The sequence below is a fragment of the Kineococcus mangrovi genome (genome assembly GCF_041320705.1).
GTDB lineage: Bacteria > Actinomycetota > Actinomycetes > Actinomycetales > Kineococcaceae > Kineococcus > Kineococcus mangrovi.
Window position 1 is genome coordinate 230479 of the sequence record NZ_JBGGTQ010000007.1, and the last position, 20180, is coordinate 250658.

General features: G+C 76.2%; 14 protein-coding genes and 1 tRNA gene. 7 read left to right on the forward strand and 8 right to left on the reverse strand.

The features are described from left to right. Positions 1 to 140: 140 nt before the first annotated feature. The 6 genes from flhA (at position 141) to AB2L28_RS16095 (ending at position 8016) form a co-directional block, all read left to right on the forward strand. Positions 141 to 2195 (forward strand): flagellar biosynthesis protein FlhA, encoded by a 2055-nt coding sequence (gene flhA / locus AB2L28_RS16070; protein WP_370719991.1) that lies wholly within the window; start codon positions 141 to 143, stop codon positions 2193 to 2195. Then, on the forward strand, positions 2173 to 4728 hold the full coding sequence (locus AB2L28_RS16075; protein WP_370719992.1) for a hypothetical protein: 2556 nt from the start codon (positions 2173 to 2175) through the stop codon (positions 4726 to 4728). The genes flhA and AB2L28_RS16075 overlap by 23 nt, the downstream gene beginning before the upstream one ends. 14 nt (positions 4729 to 4742) lie before the next feature. Further along, positions 4743 to 5474 (forward strand): flagellar brake protein, encoded by a 732-nt coding sequence (locus AB2L28_RS16080; protein WP_370719993.1) that lies wholly within the window; start codon positions 4743 to 4745, stop codon positions 5472 to 5474. Next, complete coding sequence (locus AB2L28_RS16085; protein WP_370719994.1) at positions 5471 to 5713, forward strand: hypothetical protein; 243 nt, start codon at positions 5471 to 5473, stop codon at positions 5711 to 5713. Before AB2L28_RS16080 ends, AB2L28_RS16085 begins: the two co-directional genes overlap by 4 nt. 183 nt (positions 5714 to 5896) lie before the next feature. Further along, on the forward strand, positions 5897 to 6148 hold the full coding sequence (csrA, locus tag AB2L28_RS16090; RefSeq protein ID WP_370719995.1) for a carbon storage regulator CsrA: 252 nt from the start codon (positions 5897 to 5899) through the stop codon (positions 6146 to 6148). A 137-nt stretch (positions 6149 to 6285) separates the two neighbouring features. Continuing rightward, complete coding sequence (locus AB2L28_RS16095; RefSeq protein WP_370719996.1) at positions 6286 to 8016, forward strand: diguanylate cyclase domain-containing protein; 1731 nt, start codon at positions 6286 to 6288, stop codon at positions 8014 to 8016. Between the two features lie 326 nt (positions 8017 to 8342). Here the strand turns inward: AB2L28_RS16095 and AB2L28_RS16100 are convergent, their stop codons facing one another. The 7 genes from AB2L28_RS16100 to AB2L28_RS16130 all read right to left on the reverse strand — a co-directional run bounded on the left by AB2L28_RS16100 (position 8343) and on the right by AB2L28_RS16130 (position 18624). Then, positions 8343 to 9434, reverse strand: coding sequence for an App1 family protein phosphatidate phosphatase (locus AB2L28_RS16100; RefSeq protein WP_370720012.1), 1092 nt, complete (start codon positions 9432 to 9434; stop codon positions 8343 to 8345). A 154-nt stretch (positions 9435 to 9588) separates the two neighbouring features. Further along, positions 9589 to 10563, reverse strand: coding sequence for an NAD-dependent epimerase/dehydratase family protein (locus AB2L28_RS16105; protein ID WP_370719997.1), 975 nt, complete (start codon positions 10561 to 10563; stop codon positions 9589 to 9591). Next, positions 10560 to 13265, reverse strand: a complete 2706-nt coding sequence (locus AB2L28_RS16110) for an alpha/beta fold hydrolase (protein WP_370719998.1) — start codon at positions 13263 to 13265, stop codon at positions 10560 to 10562. The genes AB2L28_RS16105 and AB2L28_RS16110 overlap by 4 nt, the downstream gene beginning before the upstream one ends. Further along, entirely contained in the window at positions 13262 to 14338 is a 1077-nt protein-coding gene (locus AB2L28_RS16115) for a 3-oxoacyl-ACP synthase III (RefSeq protein WP_370719999.1), read from the reverse strand. Before AB2L28_RS16115 ends, AB2L28_RS16110 begins: the two co-directional genes overlap by 4 nt. Before the next feature lie 139 nt (positions 14339 to 14477). Beyond that, a complete protein-coding gene (locus AB2L28_RS16120) occupies positions 14478 to 16628 on the reverse strand; it encodes a transglutaminase TgpA family protein (RefSeq protein ID WP_370720000.1) in 2151 nt (716 codons plus the stop codon). Continuing rightward, complete coding sequence (locus tag AB2L28_RS16125) at positions 16625 to 17623, reverse strand: DUF58 domain-containing protein (protein WP_370720001.1); 999 nt, start codon at positions 17621 to 17623, stop codon at positions 16625 to 16627. Before AB2L28_RS16125 ends, AB2L28_RS16120 begins: the two co-directional genes overlap by 4 nt. Further along, positions 17620 to 18624: an AAA family ATPase gene (locus tag AB2L28_RS16130; RefSeq protein ID WP_370720002.1), complete on the reverse strand. Its 1005-nt coding sequence runs from the start codon at positions 18622 to 18624 to the stop codon at positions 17620 to 17622. The genes AB2L28_RS16125 and AB2L28_RS16130 overlap by 4 nt, the downstream gene beginning before the upstream one ends. Positions 18625 to 18770: 146 nt before the next feature. Between AB2L28_RS16130 and AB2L28_RS16135 the strand changes: the two genes are divergently transcribed. Continuing rightward, positions 18771 to 18855, forward strand: a tRNA-Leu gene (locus tag AB2L28_RS16135). A 253-nt stretch (positions 18856 to 19108) separates the two neighbouring features. On the opposite strand, the gene AB2L28_RS16140 is transcribed toward AB2L28_RS16135, so the two are convergent. Further along, the coding region (locus tag AB2L28_RS16140) for a M15 family metallopeptidase (protein ID WP_370720003.1) at positions 19109 to 20180 on the reverse strand (1072 nt) is incomplete at its 5' end.

Consider the following 20180-nt stretch of genomic DNA (forward strand, 5'->3'; position numbering starts at 1 on the left):
CAGGTGCCCCCGGGCGGGTGGCTCAAGCCCTCGCCCCGGTCTGCCGAAGGAGGCAGTGGCCAGGACGGCCGCAGCAGGCCACGGACCGGCCGCTGGACGAGGGACACCCGAACGGGTGCCCGCGCGAGACAGGCGGTGCAGTGCGACTTCGCAACCTTCCCCAGTTGGCGGTGCCCACGGGCGTCGTCGGGATCGTCCTGCTGCTCGTCGTGCCCATGCCGGCGGCGCTGCTGGACTTCCTCATCGCGCTCAACATCACGCTCTCGGTCGTCGCGCTGCTGGTGACGATGTTCGTCAAGCGACCGCTGGACTTCTCCGTCTTCCCCTCGCTCATCCTGGTGCTGACGCTGTTCCGCCTCGGCCTGAACGTCGCCTCGACCCGCCTGGTGCTGTCCAACGGCTACGCGGGCAAGGTCATCGAGGCCTTCGGGCACTTCGTCATCGCCGGTTCGCTGGTCATCGGCATGGTGATCTTCCTGATCCTGGTCGTCATCCAGTTCGTCGTCATCACCAAGGGCGCCGAGCGCGTCGCCGAGGTCGGCGCCCGCTTCACCCTGGACGCGATGCCCGGCAAGCAGATGGCGATCGACGCCGACCTGAACGCCGGTCTCATCGACGAGGACGAGGCCCGGCGTCGCCGCGCCGACGTCACCGCCGAGGCCGACTTCTACGGCGCCATGGACGGTGGCTCGAAGTTCGTCAAGGGCGACGCCATCGCCGGCATCGTCATCGTGCTGATCAACCTCATCGGCGGGTTCGCCATCGGGATGGTCCAGCACGGCCTCGGCCCGGGCGAGTCGATCAACAAGTACGCGTTGCTGAGCATCGGTGACGGTCTCGTCTCCCAGGTGCCCGCGCTGCTGCTGAGCGTCGCCACCGGCCTCATCGTCACCCGCTCCACCGGGACCGGGGACATGGGCGGGGAGGCGATCAAGCAGCTCGGCCAGCAGAAGATGGCGTTCCAGATCGCCGGGGGCGCCATGCTCGTCCTGGCGCTGATCCCCAGCATGCCCAAGCTGCCGTTCCTGACCATCGGCGCCCTGGCGATCTTCGCCTCCACCCGGATCGCCAAGCGGGACAAGCAGGCCGCGCGCGAGAGCGCCCTGGCCGAGCTGGCGCCCGCGCCGGTCAACCCCAACGAGGCCGCCGAGAACCTGCTCGAGGAGATGCGCGTCGACCCCCTCGAGGTCGTCCTGGCCCCCGACCTCGTCGACCTCGTCGACACCTCCGGCGGCGGCGACCTGCTCGAGCGCGTGCGCGCGCTGCGCCGCAAGATCGCCCTGGAGCTGGGTCTGGTCGTCCCGCCGGTGCGCACCCGCGACTCCCTGGACCTGCCGATGTCGACGTACGCGGTCCGCATCTCCGGGGTCGAGGTCGCCCGCGGCACCGCCCCGCCCGGGCAGGTCCTGGCCCTGGGGGACAACCTCGACGGCCTGCCGGGCCGGGCGACGGTCGAGCCGGTCTTCGGGCTGGCCGGCAAGTGGATCCCCGCCGAGCTGCGCCACCAGGCCCAGCTCACGGGCGCCACCGTCGTCGACCGCGCCAGCGTGCTCATCACCCACCTGGGCGAGCTGGTGCGCAGCCACGCCCCGCGCCTGCTCTCGCGCGAGGACGTCCGCTCGCTGGTGGAGGCGCTCAAGCGCACCCACCCCGCGGTCGTCGACGAGCTCACCCCCGCGGTCCTCACCCTCGGGGAGGTCCAGCGCGTCCTGCAGGCGATGCTCGACGAGACCGTCCCCATCCGCGACCTCGCCCGCATCTTCGAGGCGCTCTCGCTGCGCGCCAAGGCCGGCAGCGACCTCGACGGGCTCGTGGAGGCCTCCCGGCGCGCCCTGGGCCCGGCCGTGGCGGCCGTGCACGAGCAGGACGGGACCCTGCACGTCATCACGCTGGACCCGGTCCTGGAGCAGCAGCTGGCCGAGTCGCTGCGCCCGGGGGAGCACGGCGCGAGCCTGGCCCTGGACGCCCGCACCGCCGAGCACCTGGTGACGGCCTCAAGTTCGTGCCTGGAACGTGCCGAAGGGCAGGGCATCAGCGCGGTCCTGGTCTGCGCACCCCCGCTGCGCGCCCCCCTGCGGCGCCTGCTGAAGGTGGCGGTCGGCCGCCTGCACGTCCTGTCCTACGACGACGTGAGCAACCACCCCCGGATCGAGACGGTTGGATCGGTGAGCGGTGTCCATGCACTTGCTTCTTGACGGCTCCGACCTGGGCGAGCTCCTCGCCCAGGTCCGCACCCAGCACGGACCGGCGGCGCGCGTCGTGCGCGCCGAGCGCATCCGTTCCGGCGGCGTGGCCGGTTTCTTCAGCAAGGAACGCTACGAGGTGACCGTCGAGGTGGACGGCGCCGGAGGGGACGACGTGACCCACGCCGAGGACCGGAGCGAGGACCAGACCGAGGACCGGGTCGAGGAGCGGACCGGCAGCGCGGGACCGGACCGGTCCGCGCAGGCTCCGGAGGTCGAGGAGCGCGAAGCCCTCGACTTCGAGGCGCTGCTCGCCGCGGCCGACGCCGCCGAGACGGCGGCCGGCACCCCCGCCACCCCTCCCGTCGCGGTGAGCGCCGCGGCACCCGTGGACCCTGCCGGCGACGAGTTCGAGTCCGCCCGGGCCGGGCTGCTGGAGGTGCTGCGCGCCTCGCACCAGGGGCCCGCGGAGCCCACCCCCGAGGCCGGGCTCAAGGTGCGCGCCGCGGATGCCGAGGACCGGGGTGTGATCGCGCGAACGGGTGAGGACCAGCACGCTGCGTCGAACGACCTCGCCCACCTGGGTGAGCTCACGGCCGACGTGACCGACGTGGCCGACGTCGCCGACGTCGCCGACGTGGCCCACGTGGCGTCGGTGCAGGACGACCGCGCCGGTCAGCACTCCGAGGACCGCGCGGATGGACCGGCCGACGAGTCCGGTCCGGAGGCCTTCGAGGCCGAGCTGCTGGAGCAGGCCCGGTCCGAGATCGAGCGGGCCGAGCTGGCCCGCGCCGACGCCGAGCGGGCCGACGCCGAGCGGGCCGCCCGGGCGCGTGCGGACGCCGCACGTGCCGCCGCCGAACGAGCCCTGGAAGAGGAGCGGATGCAGCAGGTGGACAGGGAGCGCCGGGAGACCGAGCGCGCCGAGCAGGCCCGTCGGGAGGCGGCCCGCGCCCAGGAGGTGCGCCGGGAGGCCGCCCGTGCCGACGTCCGTCGCCGGCAAGCCGAGCGCCTCGGCGGCCCGCGGCCCCAGAGCGCCACCCGGGGCACCCCCCAGGTGCCCGGCAGGTCCCTCGGTGACGTGCTCGCCGCCGCGGACGCCGCGGACGGCACCGACCGTCTGGGGGCGATGTTCGCCGCCGGTCAGACGGGGCAGCGCCACCCCGGTCCGGGTGTCGAGCGGGGTGTCGAGCGGGGGGCCGGGGGCCCGGTCGCCGAGCGCGTGGCCCGCCCGCACCGGCCGATCTCGACCGAGAGCGACTCCTTCGCCCGCACCATGGCCGCGATGCGCTCGGGCGCCACGCGAACCCCTGCGACGGGAGTAACGGCTGATGTACGCTCCGTGACCACGCCGGTGCGTCCCGTTCGTCCCCGTCCGGGGCACCCCGGCGCTCGACCCGCTCGCACCCCGGAGGAACGCGTGTCCGATCAGTTCGGGACCACGAACGGCGCCACCCGCGAGGGACGCGGCCCGGCCCGCCGTCCGGAGCTGCGCCGTCCCGCTGCCGTCGAGGACCAGTTCGGTGACCAGTTCGCCGATCAGTTCGCCGATCAGTTCGGTGACCAGTTCGGTGACCGCTTCGAGGTGGAGCGTCACACCGGCCGGGCCGCGGACCGCCGGGGCGAGTGGGCGCACGACTACGACCAGCTCGAGCAGCAGGTCCTCCCGCAGGACTCCTACGGGCAGTCCTCCTACCCGCAGGACCCCTACCCGCAGGAGTCCCGCGAGGAGGGGTACGACACCGGCTACGAGCGCCAGGACGAGCGTCCGGCCCGCAGCTACCCGCCCGCCGCCCGCGCCACCGAGCGCGTCGCGGACCGGGCCCTCGATCGCGGCAGTGATCGAACCAGTGACCGAGCGGTGAACCGCGATGGGGACGACAACGAGGCGATGACCATGGATCTGACTTACCGTGAACCCGTGACCACCTACAGTGACCGTCCTGGTGCGTCCCGCATGGCCTACCGCGAGCCGCAGGACACCGGCGACGTGCTGCGCCTGGCCCGTGACATCGACGTGCCCACCCCGCTGCGCGTGGGGGCCGGTGAACTCGTCGTCGTCATCGGCGAGGCCGACGCCGTCGTGGCCGCCGCGCTGCTGGTCGCCGACGAGGTCGGCTCCGAGGCGCCCCTCGTCCTGGGCCGTGCCGACGTGCAGAACACCGTGACCGCCGACGAGCTGCCGGCCCGCCAGGACCAGGCCCGCCGGTGGAGCGCCCCGCTGACGGTGGCCGTCCCGGCCCGCCCGACCGGCGCCGACGCCGAGCGCGCGGCCCGCATGGCCGCCGAGATCGGCGCCGCCTCGGTCGTCGTCTGCGTCGACGCCACCCGCCGCAGCCACGCCGTCGCCAGCCTCCTGCGCGCCCTGGAGAGCGTCGGGCTGCCGGCGCGCCGCCTGGCCGTGCACCGCGCCGCCGAGAGCCCGGACCCGCTGGACGTCCTGTCCCTGGACGTGCCCGTCGGCTTCCTCGACGGCCGTCCCGCCACCTCCGGTGCGTGGGCGGGCCTGCTGCTGGACGCCGCCGGCGATCCCGGCCTGCGCTGACGGCCCGTCCGACGATGGCCCGACGCACCCCGGCAGGGGCCGAGCTGACCCGCCCGGCCCCTGCGCACTGGCCCGGTCTGAACGAGCGGGTGTGGGTCGAGGTGCAGATGCCGGACGCCTTCGGCGGGGAGGTCGTGCGCATCCCCACCCGCATCGAGGACGCGCACGAGGGCAGCCTCGTCGTGGCCGCCCCCAGCTTCCGCGGTGACCTGCACGTAGTCGCCCCCGGGCTGGCGGTGGCGGTGTGCTGGGCCGGCCGGCGCGGTCAGTCCCGCCAGGAGTTCCTGCTCGCCGAGGTCGTCCGGCGCCGCGTCCCGGCCTGGGACCTGGCCCCGTGCAGCGACGTCGTGGTCGAGCAGCGACGCCGGTACGCCCGGGTCCCGGCCTCCGGGGGCGTGCACCTCACCTGCGTCCACGGCGACCCGCTGGCCGCCGAGACCGATCCGGACGACCCGCTCGAGGAGCCGGCCGTGCAGGCCCGGCTCCTCGACCTGTCCGAGGGCGGCTCGGCCCTGTCCGTGCCCGTGGGCACCTGGGTGCGGCTGGGCCGGCTGGTGCGGCTCTCCTTCGACCTCGAGGGCTTCGGGGTGGACCAGGAGGGCCAGGTCGTGCGGACGCTGGACTCCCTGGAGACCGACCGGTTGGAGGTCGTGGTGGCCTTCGCCGAACCCGTCGCCGCCGCCGACCGGCTGCGCCGGTACGTCATGCAGACCCAGATCAGGCAACGTCGAGGAGGAGACCGATGACCGCGATCGTGCTGGCCCTGAGCCTGCTGCTGGCCGGGCCCTCGATCCTGGCCGTGGCCGAGGGCACCGGGGACGTGGACGCGGCGCTGCTGCACCTCGTGCTCGCCCTGGTGGTGTGCTCGGTGGGGGCCCAGGTGGTGCGCACGGTCGTGCGCGGCTACCAGGACCAGAGCGCCGGCACCCCCGACGGGCAGCCGGAGGCCGAGCCGAACCCCGGCCGTCGCCGCGAGGACCTCTGACCCACCCCGGGCGCCCTCGTCCGGCACCGTCCGGCACCGACCGGCACCGTTCGGCACCGTCCGGCACCGTCCGGCGCAGCGGCGACCACCGCCCGTCCCCGTCCCGGGGGCGGGCGGTGTCGTCGTTCCCGGATGTAACGCGAACGACATAGCCGACCACGTGTCGTCACCTACACTGGCCCCATGCTGGTCCTGACCCGCAAGGCCGGGGAATCCGTCGTCATCGGCGACGAGGTCGTCGTGCGCGTCCTGGAGGTCCGCGGGGACGTCGTCCGGGTCGGGATCGACGCCCCGCGCGACGTCCAGGTGCACCGGCAGGAGGTCTACGAGGCCGTGCGGGAGGCGAACATCGCCGCCTCCACCGCCTCGGAGGAGGCCATCACCGCCTTGCAGGGCATCGTGCGCCGGGCCGGTGCGGTCGGCCCGTCCCAGTAGGGGTCCGTCCCGGCCCGGTCGCCGGGGCGAGGCGGTGAGCCCGGTCGCGGGACCCGCCTGAACGAGTGAGCACCCCTCAAGACCGCCCCCGGCGCGTCCGACACCTCAGGTGAGGACCGTGGAGCAGGAGGTGGAGGGTGAGGACGAGCACGAGCGCGTACCCCGCGGCGCCCGCCGTGACGGTGCCGTGGGACGAGGCGCTGGAACGGGCCGGTGTCGCCCTGGCCCTCCTGCACCCCGCCGGTCACGTCGCCGCGGCCACCGGCGCCTACTGCCGGCTGACCGGTGAGGACCCCGCCGCGGTGGTGGGGACCCCCGTCCTGAGCTGGTGGGGCGCGCTCCGCGACCGCGCGCCGGGTGGTGCGCTCGACGGGCTCGGCCCGGCGCCGACCGTGGCCGCCGTGCTCGCCGTCCTCACCGCGGTCGACGTCGAGCTGGACGTCGAGCTGCACGAGGGGCCGGGCGGGGACCGCGCCGGCCGGGGTGTCGTGCGGGTCCAGCTCACCGCGGCCGAGGACGGCGGCGCCGTCGTGCTGCTGCGCGAGGTCAGCGCCGAGCACGCCGAGCGCGCCGCCCTGCGGGCGCGGCTGGCCCAGCAGGAGGCGGTGATCGCGGCCTCACCGGACACGATCTACCGGTTGGACCTGGGGGTCGGTCACGTCGAGTGGTCCAGCACCGGTGGCGCCTGCCTGCTCGGCCTGCCCGCCGCCGACGACCCGTTCCCGGCCGACCTCGTGCACCCCGAGGACCTGCCCGGTGTCCGGCGTGCGGTCGAGGCGCTGCACGCGGCGGCCCCCGGGGAGATCGTGGAGTGCACGTACCGCGTGGTGGACGGCCAGGGGCAGGAGCGGTGGGTGCACACCCGCTCCACCGTCACCGACCGCGACGGTGCAGGTCGCGCCCTGCGCGCGGTCGGCATCGCCCAGGACCTGACCGAGACCATCACCACGATGGACGCCCTGGCCGGCTCCGAGCGGCGCTTCCACGAGGTGTTCGCCCGCGGCCCGGTCGGGATGGTGCTGTTCGGGCTGGAGGGCTGGATCAGCGAGGTGAACGACGCCCTGGGTGCGCTGCTGGAGCGGGACACCGCCGACCTGGTCGGCACCCCCGCCGCCGAGCTGCTGGACCCGCCCGCGGAGCAGGGCCCGAGCGCCCAGGAGCGCGAGGAGCGCGCCGGGGCCCAGGCCCAGCTGCAGCGCCTGCTGGACGGCACCGACGAGGTCGCCCACCGCGAACGGCGCTTCGACCTGCCCAGCGGGCGGACCGTGTGGGCGCAGGTGACGTTGTCGTTGACCTCCTCCAGCACGGGTGAACCGGCGTTCCTGGCCTTCGTGGAGGACGTCACGGCCCGCAAGCGCGAGGCCGAGCAGCTCGAGCACGCCGCGCTGCACGACCCCCTCACGGGCCTGCCCAACCGGGCCAAGGCCGAGGACCGGCTGGGCACGGCCCTGGCGCGCACCCGGCGCCGCGGTGGCGGCTGCGCCGTCCTGTTCGTCGACCTCGACCACTTCAAGGACGTCAACGACAGCTTGGGGCACGCCGCGGGGGACGACCTGCTGCGCGAGGTGGCCGACCGGCTGCGCGGCCTCCTGCGCACCGGGGACGTGGCCGCGCGCATCGGCGGGGACGAGTTCGTCCTCGTGTGCGAGGACGTCGTCGACGCCCGGGCCCTGACGGCCATCGCCGAGCGGGTCTGCGAGCGCATCACCATCCCCGTGGACCTGGGCACCCGCACGGTCACCGTCACCGCCAGCGTCGGGGCCGCCCGCACCGACGGCGCCCTGGGCCCGGAGGAGCTGCTGCGCGCGGCCGACCGCGCCATGTACCGGGCCAAGGCGGCCGGGCGGGCCTGCTGGCGGGCCGCCTGAGCGGTGGCGCGCGGGCGACCGGGCGCCGCCGGGGTGACGAAGCTCACGGCCCGAACGGGCTCACCGGACCTGCCGTGCGCGCGCGTCGCTGGCTAACCTGGCTGGGACCCGCCACCGACTGGTGAGGACGACGGCGTCCGCGGTTCGAAGGACAGGTTCGGTCCACACCCCCTGGAGGTACGCCATGGACGACAAGAGCACCGACACCCGCGTCATCGACCTGCGCGAGGTGGAGCTGACGACGGTCGCGAACCCGCGACGCACCCAGCTCTGACGCGCTGAACGCTGCGGAGGCCGGCCCCCCCAGGGGGCCGGCCTCCTGTCGTTCACGGGTCCTGCAGGATGCCCGCGCGGGACCAGTGGTGCCAGATCTCGTACCCGCTGTCGCCGGTCACCCACGGCACGCCGGAGTCCTCGGGGGTGGCGGCCGAGGCCAGGGGGCGTCCACCGGCCAGCAGCTGCTCGGCCGGGGTCAGCCGGCGGATGCCGACACCGGCGACCCGTTCGGGGGCGGCGGAGAGGAACTCGGCGTAGATCGCCGGGTCGTGCTGGCCGTCGTCACCGACCAGCAGCCACCGCACCTGCGGCAGTTCGCGGGCCAGCCGCGCCAGCGACCCGCGCTTGTGGGCGCTGCCGTCGCGGAACCAGCCGGTGTTGGTCGGGCCCCAGTCCGTCAGCAGCATCGGCCCGGCCGGGTAGCCGAACCGGCGCAGGAAGCGCCCCAGGGTGGGGGCCACGTTCCACGCCCCCGTCGACAGGTACACCACGGGCCCGGCGGGGTTCTCCTGCACGACCTGCCGGTACAGCTCGGCCATCCCGTTGACCGGGACCCGCGCCCGCTCGTCCAGGACGAAGGAGTTCCACGCCGCGACCAGGGGGCGGGGCAGGCGGGTCACGACGACGGTGTCGTCGATGTCGGACAGCAACCCCACGACCGGGTCCGGCCCCACGACGACGACCTCGGCGGTCCCGCTGTGCCGCACCGCGTTCTGCGGCAACTGCCCCGCGCCGCCCTCGGTGTCGTCCTCGGCCAGCTCCGCGTCGGGCCCGGGCTGGCCGGCCTCGACCACGTCGGGCCCGACGGTCAGGACGACCTCGTGCCGCCCCGGGGGCAGGTCCACCTCGACGCGTTCGTCGACGTAGCCCTCGCGGTTGGTGCGCACGACCCGTTCGTGACCGCCGATGCGGACGGTCACCTGGGCCCCGGCGATGGGGACGGTGAGGAAGTTGCGCCAGCCCCGGACGCTGCGCGCGTCGTCGCGCTGGGTCTGCTCGGCGGTGTCCTCCCGCCCCAGCAGGACCCGCCCGAACACGCGCACCCAGCCCGGCCCGCCGTACCCGGGGTAGGCCAGGGCCCGCGCGTGGTACCCGCGCCGCCGCAGCCGCGAACCCACGAGCCCCTTGACGGCGTCCTCCACGCGCGCGGCCCGGTGCAGGGAGTGCTCCCCGGGGCGCGGGGTCAGGTCCCCGCGCAGGTCCTCGAAGTCGCGGCGGGCCTCCTCGACACGTCGTGCGGTCCGGGCACGTCGCTGCCCGGGGGTCAGAGCCGGCCCTTTGATCACCCGGACGACCCTAACGGGACTCGAACCCCCCGGCGAGGCGGCCGAAACCCTCGTCGAGGGGGACCCGCGGCGTCCAGCCGAGGCGCTCGCGGGTGCGGGCGATGTCGAACCAGTGGGCCGTGGACAGCTGCTCGGCCAGGAACCGCGTCATGGGCGGCTCGTCGGGCAGCCCGAACCGCGTCCAGACCCGTTCCACGACGCTGCCGGCCGCCTTGGCGAGCACCGAGGGCACCCGCCGCGTCGGTGCGGGAACCCCCGCGGCGGCGCAGATGCGGGCGAAGACCTCGCTCACCGTGCGGGGTTCGCCGTTGGTGACGACGAACGCCTGCCCGTGCACGCCGTCGTCGGGGCAGCGGTCCAGCGCGGCGAGCAGGGCGTCCACCGCGTTGTCGACGTAGGTGGTGTCGATGAGCGCGGTGCCGTCGTCCAGCAGCGGCAGCCGCCCGGCGCGGGCGCGGTCGGCGATGCGCTGCACGAGCTGGGTGTCCCCGGGGCCGAGCACGATGTGCGGGCGGACCGCGCACACGGCGAACGCGGGGGAGTCGGCGGCCAGCGCCAGCAGCTCGGCCTGCGCCTTGGTCTGCGCGTAGGAGCCGTGCGCGGCGGCGGGGTCGGCGGGTGTCGTGCCCACCCCGACGAGGGCGGACCCGGCGTGGGCGACCGAGGGGGAGGAGACCATGACGAACCGGGACACCCCCGCCGCGCGGGCCGCGAGGAGCAGGTTCGCGGTCCCCTCGACGTTGGTGGCGACGTACTCCGGGTGCGGGCCGGTGACCGACACCTTCGCGGCGAGGTGGACGACGGCCTGGACCCCCTCGACGGCCCGCGCGCACGCGGCCGGGTCGGTGACCGAGCCGAGGACCTCCGCGAAACCCCCGCCGGCGGTGCGGCGCTGCAGGACGCGCACGTCGTCGCCGCGGGCGGCCAGCGCCCGCGCGGTCTCACGGCCCAGCATCCCGCTGGCACCCGTCACGAGGACCTTCACGCCAGTGCTCCCGCCCGCTCGCCCGCCAGGACCCGCCCGGCCCACGACGAGACCCGCACCCGGTCGATCTTGGAGTTGTGCCGCACGTCCGTCGGCAGCGCCGGGACCAGCAGCACGGCGACCAGGTTGCGGCCCGTCGCCTCCCGGACCGCCTGCGCCAGGACCGGGTCGGCGACCGTCGTGCGCCTCAGGCCCGCGACCACGGCCGGGTCGGGTTCGGCGACGAGGACGAGCTGGCGCGCCGCGCGCGGCCCGACGCCGACGAGGGCGGCCCGCGCGATCCCCGCGACGGTCTCGGCGCGCTGCTCCACCCCGACGGGGGTGACGACCTCCTCGGCGGTGGTGACCACGTGCGCCAGGCGGCCCTCGATCCACACCCGGCCGCGCTCGTCGAGGTGCCCGACGTCGCCGGTGCGGTGCCAGCGCCCGGCCCGCACCGCCCCCAGCAACGTCGGGGAGGGTCGCACGTCGACGCTCGCGGCCTGCGTGGCCCACAGCTGGTCGTAGTGGTCCTTGACGTGCTCGCCACCCACGACGACCTCCCCGAGGAGGCCGGGGGTGGTCACCAGGTCGGTGCCGGCGCGGCCCTCGGCGTCCAGCGGCGCGACCGCCACGGTGACGCCCTCCACGGGCAGGCCCACGCAGATGCCTTCTCCGGCACCGGCTTCCAGGATGTCCGACAGGCCCACGTCGGTGGCCGGCAGCACCTCGGTGGCCCCGTACGGAGTGCGCGGGTCGGCCAGCGGCATGAGCTCGCGCACCCGCTGCAGCAGCGGTGTCGGCACCGGCGCCCCGGCCGAGAGCAGCGTGCGCACCCGCGCCAGCGCCGCGCGCCGGGCCGGGGTGAGGTCACCGGCGGTGGCCAGCACGTTGACGACGGCGGCGGGGGACAGGAACGCCGACGTCGCCCCGGCCGCCTCGACCGCCTCGGCCAGGGCCGTCGCGGTCAGCGTCGCCGGTTTCGTGACGTCCATCGCCGGCACCACGCACGTGGCGCCCAGGGCGGGCCCGAACAGCGCGAACGGAGCGAACGCCGACACCAGCGGCTGCCCCGGCCCGATCCGGACGACCGCCCCCATCGCCCGCGCCAGCTGCCACAGCTGCCCGTGCGTGTAGACGACGCCCTTCGCCGGACCGGTGGACCCGGAGGTGAACAGCACCGCGGCCTCGGACTCGGCCCGCGGTTCGGCGGGCAGCTCGAACCCTGCGGCCAGGCGCGCGGCCCCGGCCCGGGCCACGTCGGTCAGGTCCGCGACCGACACCCGCCGGCCCGGCCAGCGCAGCACCCGCGCCGCCAGCAGCGCCTTGGGCACCCCCACGACCCAGTCGACGCCGGCACCGGTCACCGCCCGCGACAGGCCCCGCACGCCCAGACCGGCGTCGGCGACGACGGCGACCGCACCGATCCGCAGCAGCGCGTACAGCGCGGCCGTCAGGTCCGCCCCGGGCGGGACCAGCAGGGAGACCCGCTGCCCCGGCTGCACGCCCCGCAGCACGAACCCCGCCGCGAGCTCACGGGTGCGGCGGTCCAGCTCGGCCCACGACGTCGTCCGCGGCGCGCGGGAGGAGGACCCGCCGGCACGCACGGCCGGCATCTGCACCACGGCGGGCGTGCCCGCGACCTGCGGGTCACCCGCGCGCTCACCCAGCGCGGCCCACAACCGCGGCGACCGCGCGGCCGGTGCGGGCCGGGCGTCTCCGGGCGGGGGCGTCGGGCGCAGCACCCGCTCGTCCAGCCACCGCAGCACCACACCGGCGAACGCGGGGTCCTCCGGCGTCAGGTGCGAGGCCCCCTCGAAGCGGTGCACGTCCGCGTGCGGCACCCGGGTGCGCCAGTCCCGCAGGAACCACTCGCCGAACACCGGGTCCCGCGGTCCCCACGCCACCAGCGTGGGGACCCTCGCGGCCGCGATCGCGCCCACCCCGGCGCTGACCCCGTCCAGGGCCGCGCGGCTCGGGTGCCCGGCCCCGACCGGCACGTCCGCGACGAACGCGTCGATCCCGGCGCGCTCGCCCGCGCTGCGGTACGGCGAGCGGTAGGCCGCCTTCACCGCCGCCGGCAGCGCCGGGCGCGGCAACGCCAGCGTCGTGCGCAGGAAGGCCTGCGAGCGGGACGTCACGAGGGGACGCACCCCCGGGGCGAGCACCGCCGACAGCACCCCCGGCGCGCCCGCGTCCACCGGCCAGCTCGCCGCGGTGTTCGCCACGACCAGCCCGGCCAGCCGGACCCGCGACCGGCCCCCGTGCCGGCCCTCGTGCCGCGCCAGCTCGGCCGCGGCCCACCCCGAGACGACGACCCCGCCCCAGTCGTGACCGACCGCCACCACCGGACCGGACAGCTGCAGGGCGTCCACCAACCCCCTCAGGTCCTGCACCCGTTCACCCAGGCGCCGCACCGTGCCGGTGCGCTCGGAGAAACCCATCTCCAGCTGGTCGACCGCCACCACGCGCCAGCCCAGCTGCACCGCCGAGGCCGCCGAGGCCAGGCCCCGCCACAGGTACGACCACGTCGGGTTGCCGTGCACGCACAGCAACGTCCCGATCGCGTCGCCGCCCTCGGGCGCGGTGTCCAGCACGTGCCACGTCCGGACGGCGCCGTCGTGGTCGACCGCCTCCACCAACCGCGACCACCGCCGGTCCCACCCGGGCAGGTCCGGAGCCGGCGTCACCGCCGGCAGGACTGCGAGACGACCTCCGCTCACCACGCCAGCTCGAGCATCGCCGTGTTCAGCCCCGACCCCACGCCCATCGCGATGACCTTGTCCCCGGCCGAGAAATCCGGCGCCGAGGCGGCCAGCGTCATCGGCAGCGAGATCGGCCCCACGTTCCCCCACGTCGGGAACGTCATCGGCACCTTCGCCGGGTCCACCCCGATCCGGTCCACCAGCGTCTCGGTGTGCACGCGCGAGATCTGGTGGATGACGAACTTCTTCGCCTCCCGCCACCCCCACAGCGCGTCACCGGCCTCGAAGGCGTCCGAGACGATCTCGATGCCCTCGGTCAGCATCAGCTTGGCGTCGGTGCGCATGTGGTTCATGTCCCCGATGCACAGCTCGTGGTGGGCCGTGCCGGCCCGCGAGACGCCCCCCACGATCCGGTGCCCCTCGGGGTGCTCGTCGGCGCGGCCGATGACCGCCGCCGCCGCCCCGCAGCCCAGCGTCATCGTCGCGAACTCGTTGAGGAAGTCCTTGCGCGTGATGCCCTCGCGCTGCAACCGGGAGATCGTGCCCTCGTGCATCGAGCGCACGTCCTCGGCGCCCAGCACCACCGCGTACCGGATCATGCCCGCGTCGATCATCGCCGACGCCACCTGCACCCCGTTCACCCACGCCAGGCACGCGTTGGCGATGTCGAAGTTCAACGCCGACGTCGGCAGGTCCATCCCGTGGTGCACGCTCGTCGCCACCGCCGGCTCCAGGTGCGGGCGCGTCACCGTCGTGGAGATGACCATCCCGACCTCCGAGGCGTCCACCCCGGCCTCCGACAGCGCCTTCGCCCCGCACTCCGCGGCGACGTCCGAGGCCCGCTGACCCGGCGCCCACCAGCGCCGCTCCTGCACCCCGGCGACCTTCTCCAGCAGGCCCGGGCGCAGCCGCAGGCGCTCCAGCGTCGGCGCCAGGACCTCGTCGAAGTACGACGAGGGCACCACCGTCGGCGCCTCCACGTGCGAGATCGACAGCAACGCCGCGTTCGCCGGCGCGAACGTCGAGTTCCCCTGGAAGGGAGACCCCACGCGGTGCGCGGGGGCGGCCTCGGTGCTGGAAGGGTCGAACAAGGGCTTCCCCGATCTGGTCGTCGGCCGCGCGGCGGTGGCTCACCGTACGAGGTCCGTCATGATCCACCAAAGGAGCGGCAGGACCACCCGCGTGGCGGGAACTCAGGTTAACCGCCGGCGAACGCCCCGCTCGCCCAGGTCACCCGCCCGAGCGCACCGCCGACCCGCGCTGCCGCGCCAGCAGGACCGAGGAGGCCCCCTCCAACGCCCCGCACGCGCCCAGCAGCTCCCCCCGCCCCGGCAGCACCCGCCCGAAGCACGCCCGCTCCACCACCTCCAGCGCCGCCACCGCCGCGGCCACCGCGTCCGCCCCCGCGTCCCCCGCCGCCTCCGTCGAGGCGTGCGGCCCGCACACCTGCACAGCCCCCACTAACCGCCCCCGCCAGTCCGACACGCCCTCCGCAGCCCCCCGCCGCCACCGCGGCGGCAACGCCCCGTCGAACCGGGCCACCGCCACCAGCAACGCCCCCACCGCCGGGTCCTGCCGACGACCCGCCGGGCCCACCACCACCGCAGGCGCCCCCCGCCGGGACCACCTGCGGGACCACCACCGCACGACCACCACGGCCGCCACCAGCAGCACCACCAGCACGACCGCCACCAGCGCCCGCGCCCCCGCATCGGCCAGCACCCGCTCCACCAGCCGCTGCACCTGCGCCCACGCCCCTCGCCACCACCCCCGAGCACCCGCGCCGTCCCCCACCAGGGGCGCCCCCGCCGTCGGGTCCGAGGACACCCACCCCGCCCCCGGCACCCACACCTCCACCCACGCGTGCGCGTCCGCCGACCGGAACACCCGAGCACCCCCCGAGGACTCACCCCCCGCGAAACCCGTCACCAGCCGCGCCGGGAACCCCGCCGAGCGCAGCAGCACCACCTCCGCGGTCGCGAACTGCTCGCAGAACCCCACCCGGTCCTGGAACACGAACGCGTCCACCGCGTCCTGCCCGGCCGCCGGCACCGGCGCCTCCAACGAGTACCGCGCCACCGACCGCAGGTGCGCCGAGACCGCCCGCGCCGCCGCCACCGGGTCCCGGCCACCCGCCAACCGCACCCCCAGCTCCCGCACCCGCCGCGGCACCCCGGCAGGCAGCTGCGTCCACCGGGCCACGTCCTGCGGCACCGCCGCCACCCCCGGCACCGACGGCACCGACCCGTCCTGCGGCCCGTCCACCGACGGCACCACCCGCGACACCACCCGGTAGGACGACCCCTCCTGCGCCAGCACCAGCCCCGACGCCCCGTCGAACAGCTCCGACGACGTCCGCACCCCCACCGGCGACCCCGCGCTCACCACCGCCGGGTAGGACCCCAACGGCTCGACGTCGTCGACCCGCTCCACGTCCGAGGCCCCCGGCTCCGGGACCGCCACGTACCCCGCCGCCGCCGACGCCCAACGCACCGGGTTCCCCGAGGACACCCACGTCCGCCCGTCGTAGACGTCCAGGACCCCCGACCGCCACAACGACGGCGACCCCGCCGGCACCCGCAGCAGCTCCGTCGCCGGTAACCCACCGCGCGCCGACAGGTCCAACGTGCCCCCCGCGTACGCCTGCACCGAACGCACCGGCGCCCCCACCGGCCCGCCCCCGCCGGCCCCGCCGCCCAGACCACCCAGACCACCCAGCGCACCACCACCCGACGACGGCACCGGCACCAGCAGGAACAGCACCAGCGCCACCGTCGAGGCCACCACCGACCCCGCCGCGGCCCGCCGCACCACCCGCCCGTCCACCGGCCGGTGCGGCACCGCGCACGCCAACCCCGCCAGCACCGACCCCCACACCAGCACCACCGGCCCCACCAGCGCCGCCGACGGAGCCGTCCCCGCCGCCGCCACCGTCACCAGCACCGACAACCCCAGCACCGACCGCACCGCACGCACCGACCGCGCCACCGCGAACTGCCGCACCGCCAGCGCCAGCGCCAGCACCGGCGACACCGCCGCCACCACCGACACCCCACCCCCCGCCACCAGCCCCGGCACCGCCACGGCGCTCGCCAGCACGCCGCAGGCCCCCAGCACCTGGTCCAGGACGGGGCTGCGCCCGCGCAGGACCAGCGCCACGGCGACCACACCCGAGACGCCCACCAGCGCCGCCGCGGGCAGAGCGCCCGAGACCGTCAGCGCGAGCGCCGCCGCGACCACGGCGAACCCGGCGCAGCGCACCGCGGCCCGCGCGGGCACGTGGGTGCCCAGCAGGTCCGGCAGCGGGGGAGCGGCAGCCGCGGCGACGGGGGCGACGGGGGCGACCCGCGAGAGCGCGGCAGCCGACGTGAGGGGCCTCACCGGCGTCGCCACCCCCCGGCACGGGCCAGCACCACCTCACCGTCGGGACCGGCCGCCTCCACCGCCGCCCCGAGCGAGCGGGCGCACGGACGGGCCACGGCCAGCACGTCGAGCGCGGCCAGACCCTCACGGACGGCCCCGTCCGCGCCCAGGACCCCCACGCGCCGACCCGCGGCCACGTCGGCCAGGACCACCGCCGCGGCCTGACCGAGAACGGCCTCGAACTCCGCACCCGTCGTCTCCCCGGGCGCGGGCAGGACCACGACGCGCAGCCCCACGGGCAGAGCCTCACGCTCGACGACGACGAGCGCCGGACCGCCCGGACCGGACCCCCGGCGCGCCGAGGCCCGCCAGTGCACGGCCCCACCCGCATCGCCCCGGCGGAACGGCCGCACCCCCGCGACGTCGTCGGCCCCGGCACGCGCAGCCGGTCCGGGCAGGACCGGCACGGCCGCCGGAGCCGGGTGCACGTGGACCGGTGCGGGCACCACGGCCCGCCGCCGCTGCAGGACGACCCCCAACGCATCGGCCCACTCCAGGACCACCTCGGTACCCCCACCCGCACCGCGCACCGGCGCGGACCGCGGCACGCGCAGCACCACGACCTGCCCCGGCTCCAGCCCGGGCACCCCGGCGTGCGCCGGCGACAGGACGTCCCCGCCCAGGTGCAGCACCAGCGGCGGCGAGGTCCGGCTCCCCGTGTTCCGCACCCGCACGACGTGCTCGACGACGTCACCGACCCCGACCCGCGCGGGCCGCTGGACGGCGACCGTCAACGCACCCACCACCGGCGCCGTCAGCGACGCCAACCCGACCGCGGCCAGCAGCAGGCACCCGACCAGGGTGAGCCACCGGTTGCCGACCCCCACCGACAGCACCAGCAGCGCCGGACCCGCCGTCACCAGCGCGACCCGCCGCCAACGGACCCCGGCCGGCGACACCGCCTCCGTCACGGCCGACTCACCGGCCGGCAGGTGGGGCACAGCGGCGCTCACCGGCGCAGGTCCACCGGCACGTGCTGCGCGATGCCCGCCGCCAACCGCTCCTGGGACAGCGACCGGGCCGCCGCCCCCTCCCCGACCACCCCCTGGGCCACCCCCTGGACCTCGGCCGGGACGAGACGGTGGGCCAGCACCGGCACCACCAGCGCCTGCACGTCCTCGGGCAGGACGTGCTCGCGCCCGGCCAGCAACGCCCGGCCCTGCGCGCACCGCACCAGCGTCAACGCCGCCCGCGTCCCGGCCCCCAACCGCACCCGCGCATCGGTGCGCGTGGCCCGGCACAACCGCACCGCCAGGTCCAGCACCGCGTCCCCCACGTGGACGGCCGCCGTCGCCTCCTGCAACCGCAGCAGGTCCGCCAGGTCCAGCACCGGCGCCAACCCCTCAGGACGGTTGCCCGCCAACTGCTCACGCAGCACCTGCCGCTCCACCTCCTCGGCGACCGGACCCAGCACCAGACGCACCGCGAAACGGTCCAGCTGCCCCTCCGGCAACGGGTACGTCCCGTGCTGCTCCACCGGGTTCTGCGTCGCCACCACCACGAACGGGTCCGGCAACCGGTGACGGACCCCGTCGACCGTCACCGCCCGCTCCTCCATCGCCTCCAGGAACGCCGACTGCGTCCGCGGCGACGTGCGGTTCAGCTCGTCGACCAGGACCACCGGCGCGAACACCGGACCCGGCACGAACCGGAACCCCCCGGCCGCCGGGTCCCACACACCCGACCCCGTCACGTCCGCCGGCAGCAGGTCCGCCGTCGCCTGCACCCGCCCGAACGCAGCACCCACGCTCGCCGCGAACGCCGTCGCCAACGTCGTCTTGCCACTGCCCGGCACGTCCTCCACGAGCACGTGCCCACGCGCCAGCACCGCCGTCACCAGCAGCTCGACCGCCGCGCGCCGACCACGGACCACCCGCTCCACCCCCTCCACCAGGGCGCTCGCGAGCACCGCGGGCTCCGGGCGCGGGCGGGGTTCGAGGAGGACGTGGCTCACCCCCCGGTGATCGGCACCGCGCCCCGCCGACCGCAGACCCGGTCGCCCGACCGGCGCAGCGGGGCGACGGGTGGCGTGGGGGACCCCCCTGGCGTGCTACGGTTTTCCTCGTTCGCACGGGCTCACGGGCCGGTGCGGGACCACTCGTCCGGGTGGCGGAATAGGCAGACGCGCTAGCTTGAGGTGCTAGTCCACGCATAGTGGGTGGGGGTTCAAGTCCCCCCTCGGACACACAGGTGAGGCCCCGACCAGCAGGTCGGGGCCTTCGTCGTTCCAGCACCGGGCGCTCCGCCGCAGGGGGATCGGCTCCCCGTCGCCGGACCGGCACCGGCCCGGGGCGAGGCCCCGGGCCCTCGGTCTCCCGCGCGCGTCGGTGGCGAGGACCGCCGCCCGCGGCCCCCGGGGGAGTTGCCGGCGAGCAAGCGGCCCCCCGGCCACGTGCCCGCTGCGCGGGCCGGCTGCACCACGGTCGTGGACGACGTCCTCAGGCGGCCACGAACTCCCAGTGCCACGGCTCGAACGGCCCGGGCGACCCCTGGGCCCAGGCCGGGTTGACGAACCCGAACAACGCCGCGTTCCGGTCCATCCACTGGTGCTGCACCGAAACGGCGTCCTGCACCCCGCCGCCGAGGTCGACGGCCAGGCCCAGTCCGTGGCGGGACGTCCCCGGTGCGGCGGCCAGTCCGGGTTTGCGGGCCTTGACGTCGATCTGCTCACCCAGCGAGCGGTAGGAGTCGGTCACGACCAGCGGCGTGCCGAAGTCGGCCTGGAACGCCTGCGACAGCGCCTCGAAGGCGTGGGCGGCGTCGGCCCGCAGCTGCTGACCCGGCGCGGCGTACAACCCGCACAGCGCCTCCACGGGCAGCAGGCCGTTGGCGTACCCGGTAAGGACCCCGCCCGCGCACGCCTGCGTGCTGGACAGGAACGCCCGGGCCCGGTCGACGACCGCCGCGTCCGGGGCCAGCGGGTCCAGCCCCGCCGTCGTGCGCTGCTGCGCCGAGTACGCGACGAGCTGCTGCTGCACGGCCGCGTCGGCCGCGGACTTGGCCGCGAGGGCCTGCTCGGCGGTGGACCGCGCCGCGTCCACCGCGGCGGTGGCCCGGTCGGTGGCGGCCTCCTGGCGGGCCCGCGCCTGCCGGGCCGTCTCGACGACCTCGGCGTACTGCCCGCCGACGCGGTCGATCGTGGCCAGCTGCGAGCTGACGTCACCGGTGCGCCGGGGGTCGAGCAGGACGGCGACCCCGGACAGCTCGTTCAGGCCGCCCGTCCCGCGGTAGGCCTGGGACGCCCAGCCGCCGATCTCCTCGCGGCTCTGGGCCAGCACCGCGTCGGCCGCGGCCAGGTCCTGCTGGGCCGCGTCGGCGGCGACCTGGGCGTCCTGCTGCGCCTGGAGCGCCTGCTGGTAGGTCTCCAGCGCGCCCGCGGCCTGGGCGGCCAGCGCCGTCAGCTGGTCCTGGGCCGGAGGGACGGTCGCCGCGCCGGCCTGCGGTGCGGCCAGGGCCAGGAGGAGGGCGGCGGCGGCCAGGGTGCGGGGGGCACGACGGGCGGTGGGGCGG

Excerpts from the sequence above, each read along its gene's own strand:
- AB2L28_RS16080 (WP_370719993.1), top strand. The coding sequence starts at position 4,743 with ATGGCCCGACGCACCCCGGCAGGGGCCGAGCTGACCCGCCCGGCCCCT.
- csrA (WP_370719995.1), top strand. The coding sequence starts at position 5,897 with ATGCTGGTCCTGACCCGCAAGGCCGGGGAATCCGTCGTCATCGGCGAC.
- AB2L28_RS16085 (WP_370719994.1), top strand. The coding sequence starts at position 5,471 with ATGACCGCGATCGTGCTGGCCCTGAGCCTGCTGCTGGCCGGGCCCTCG.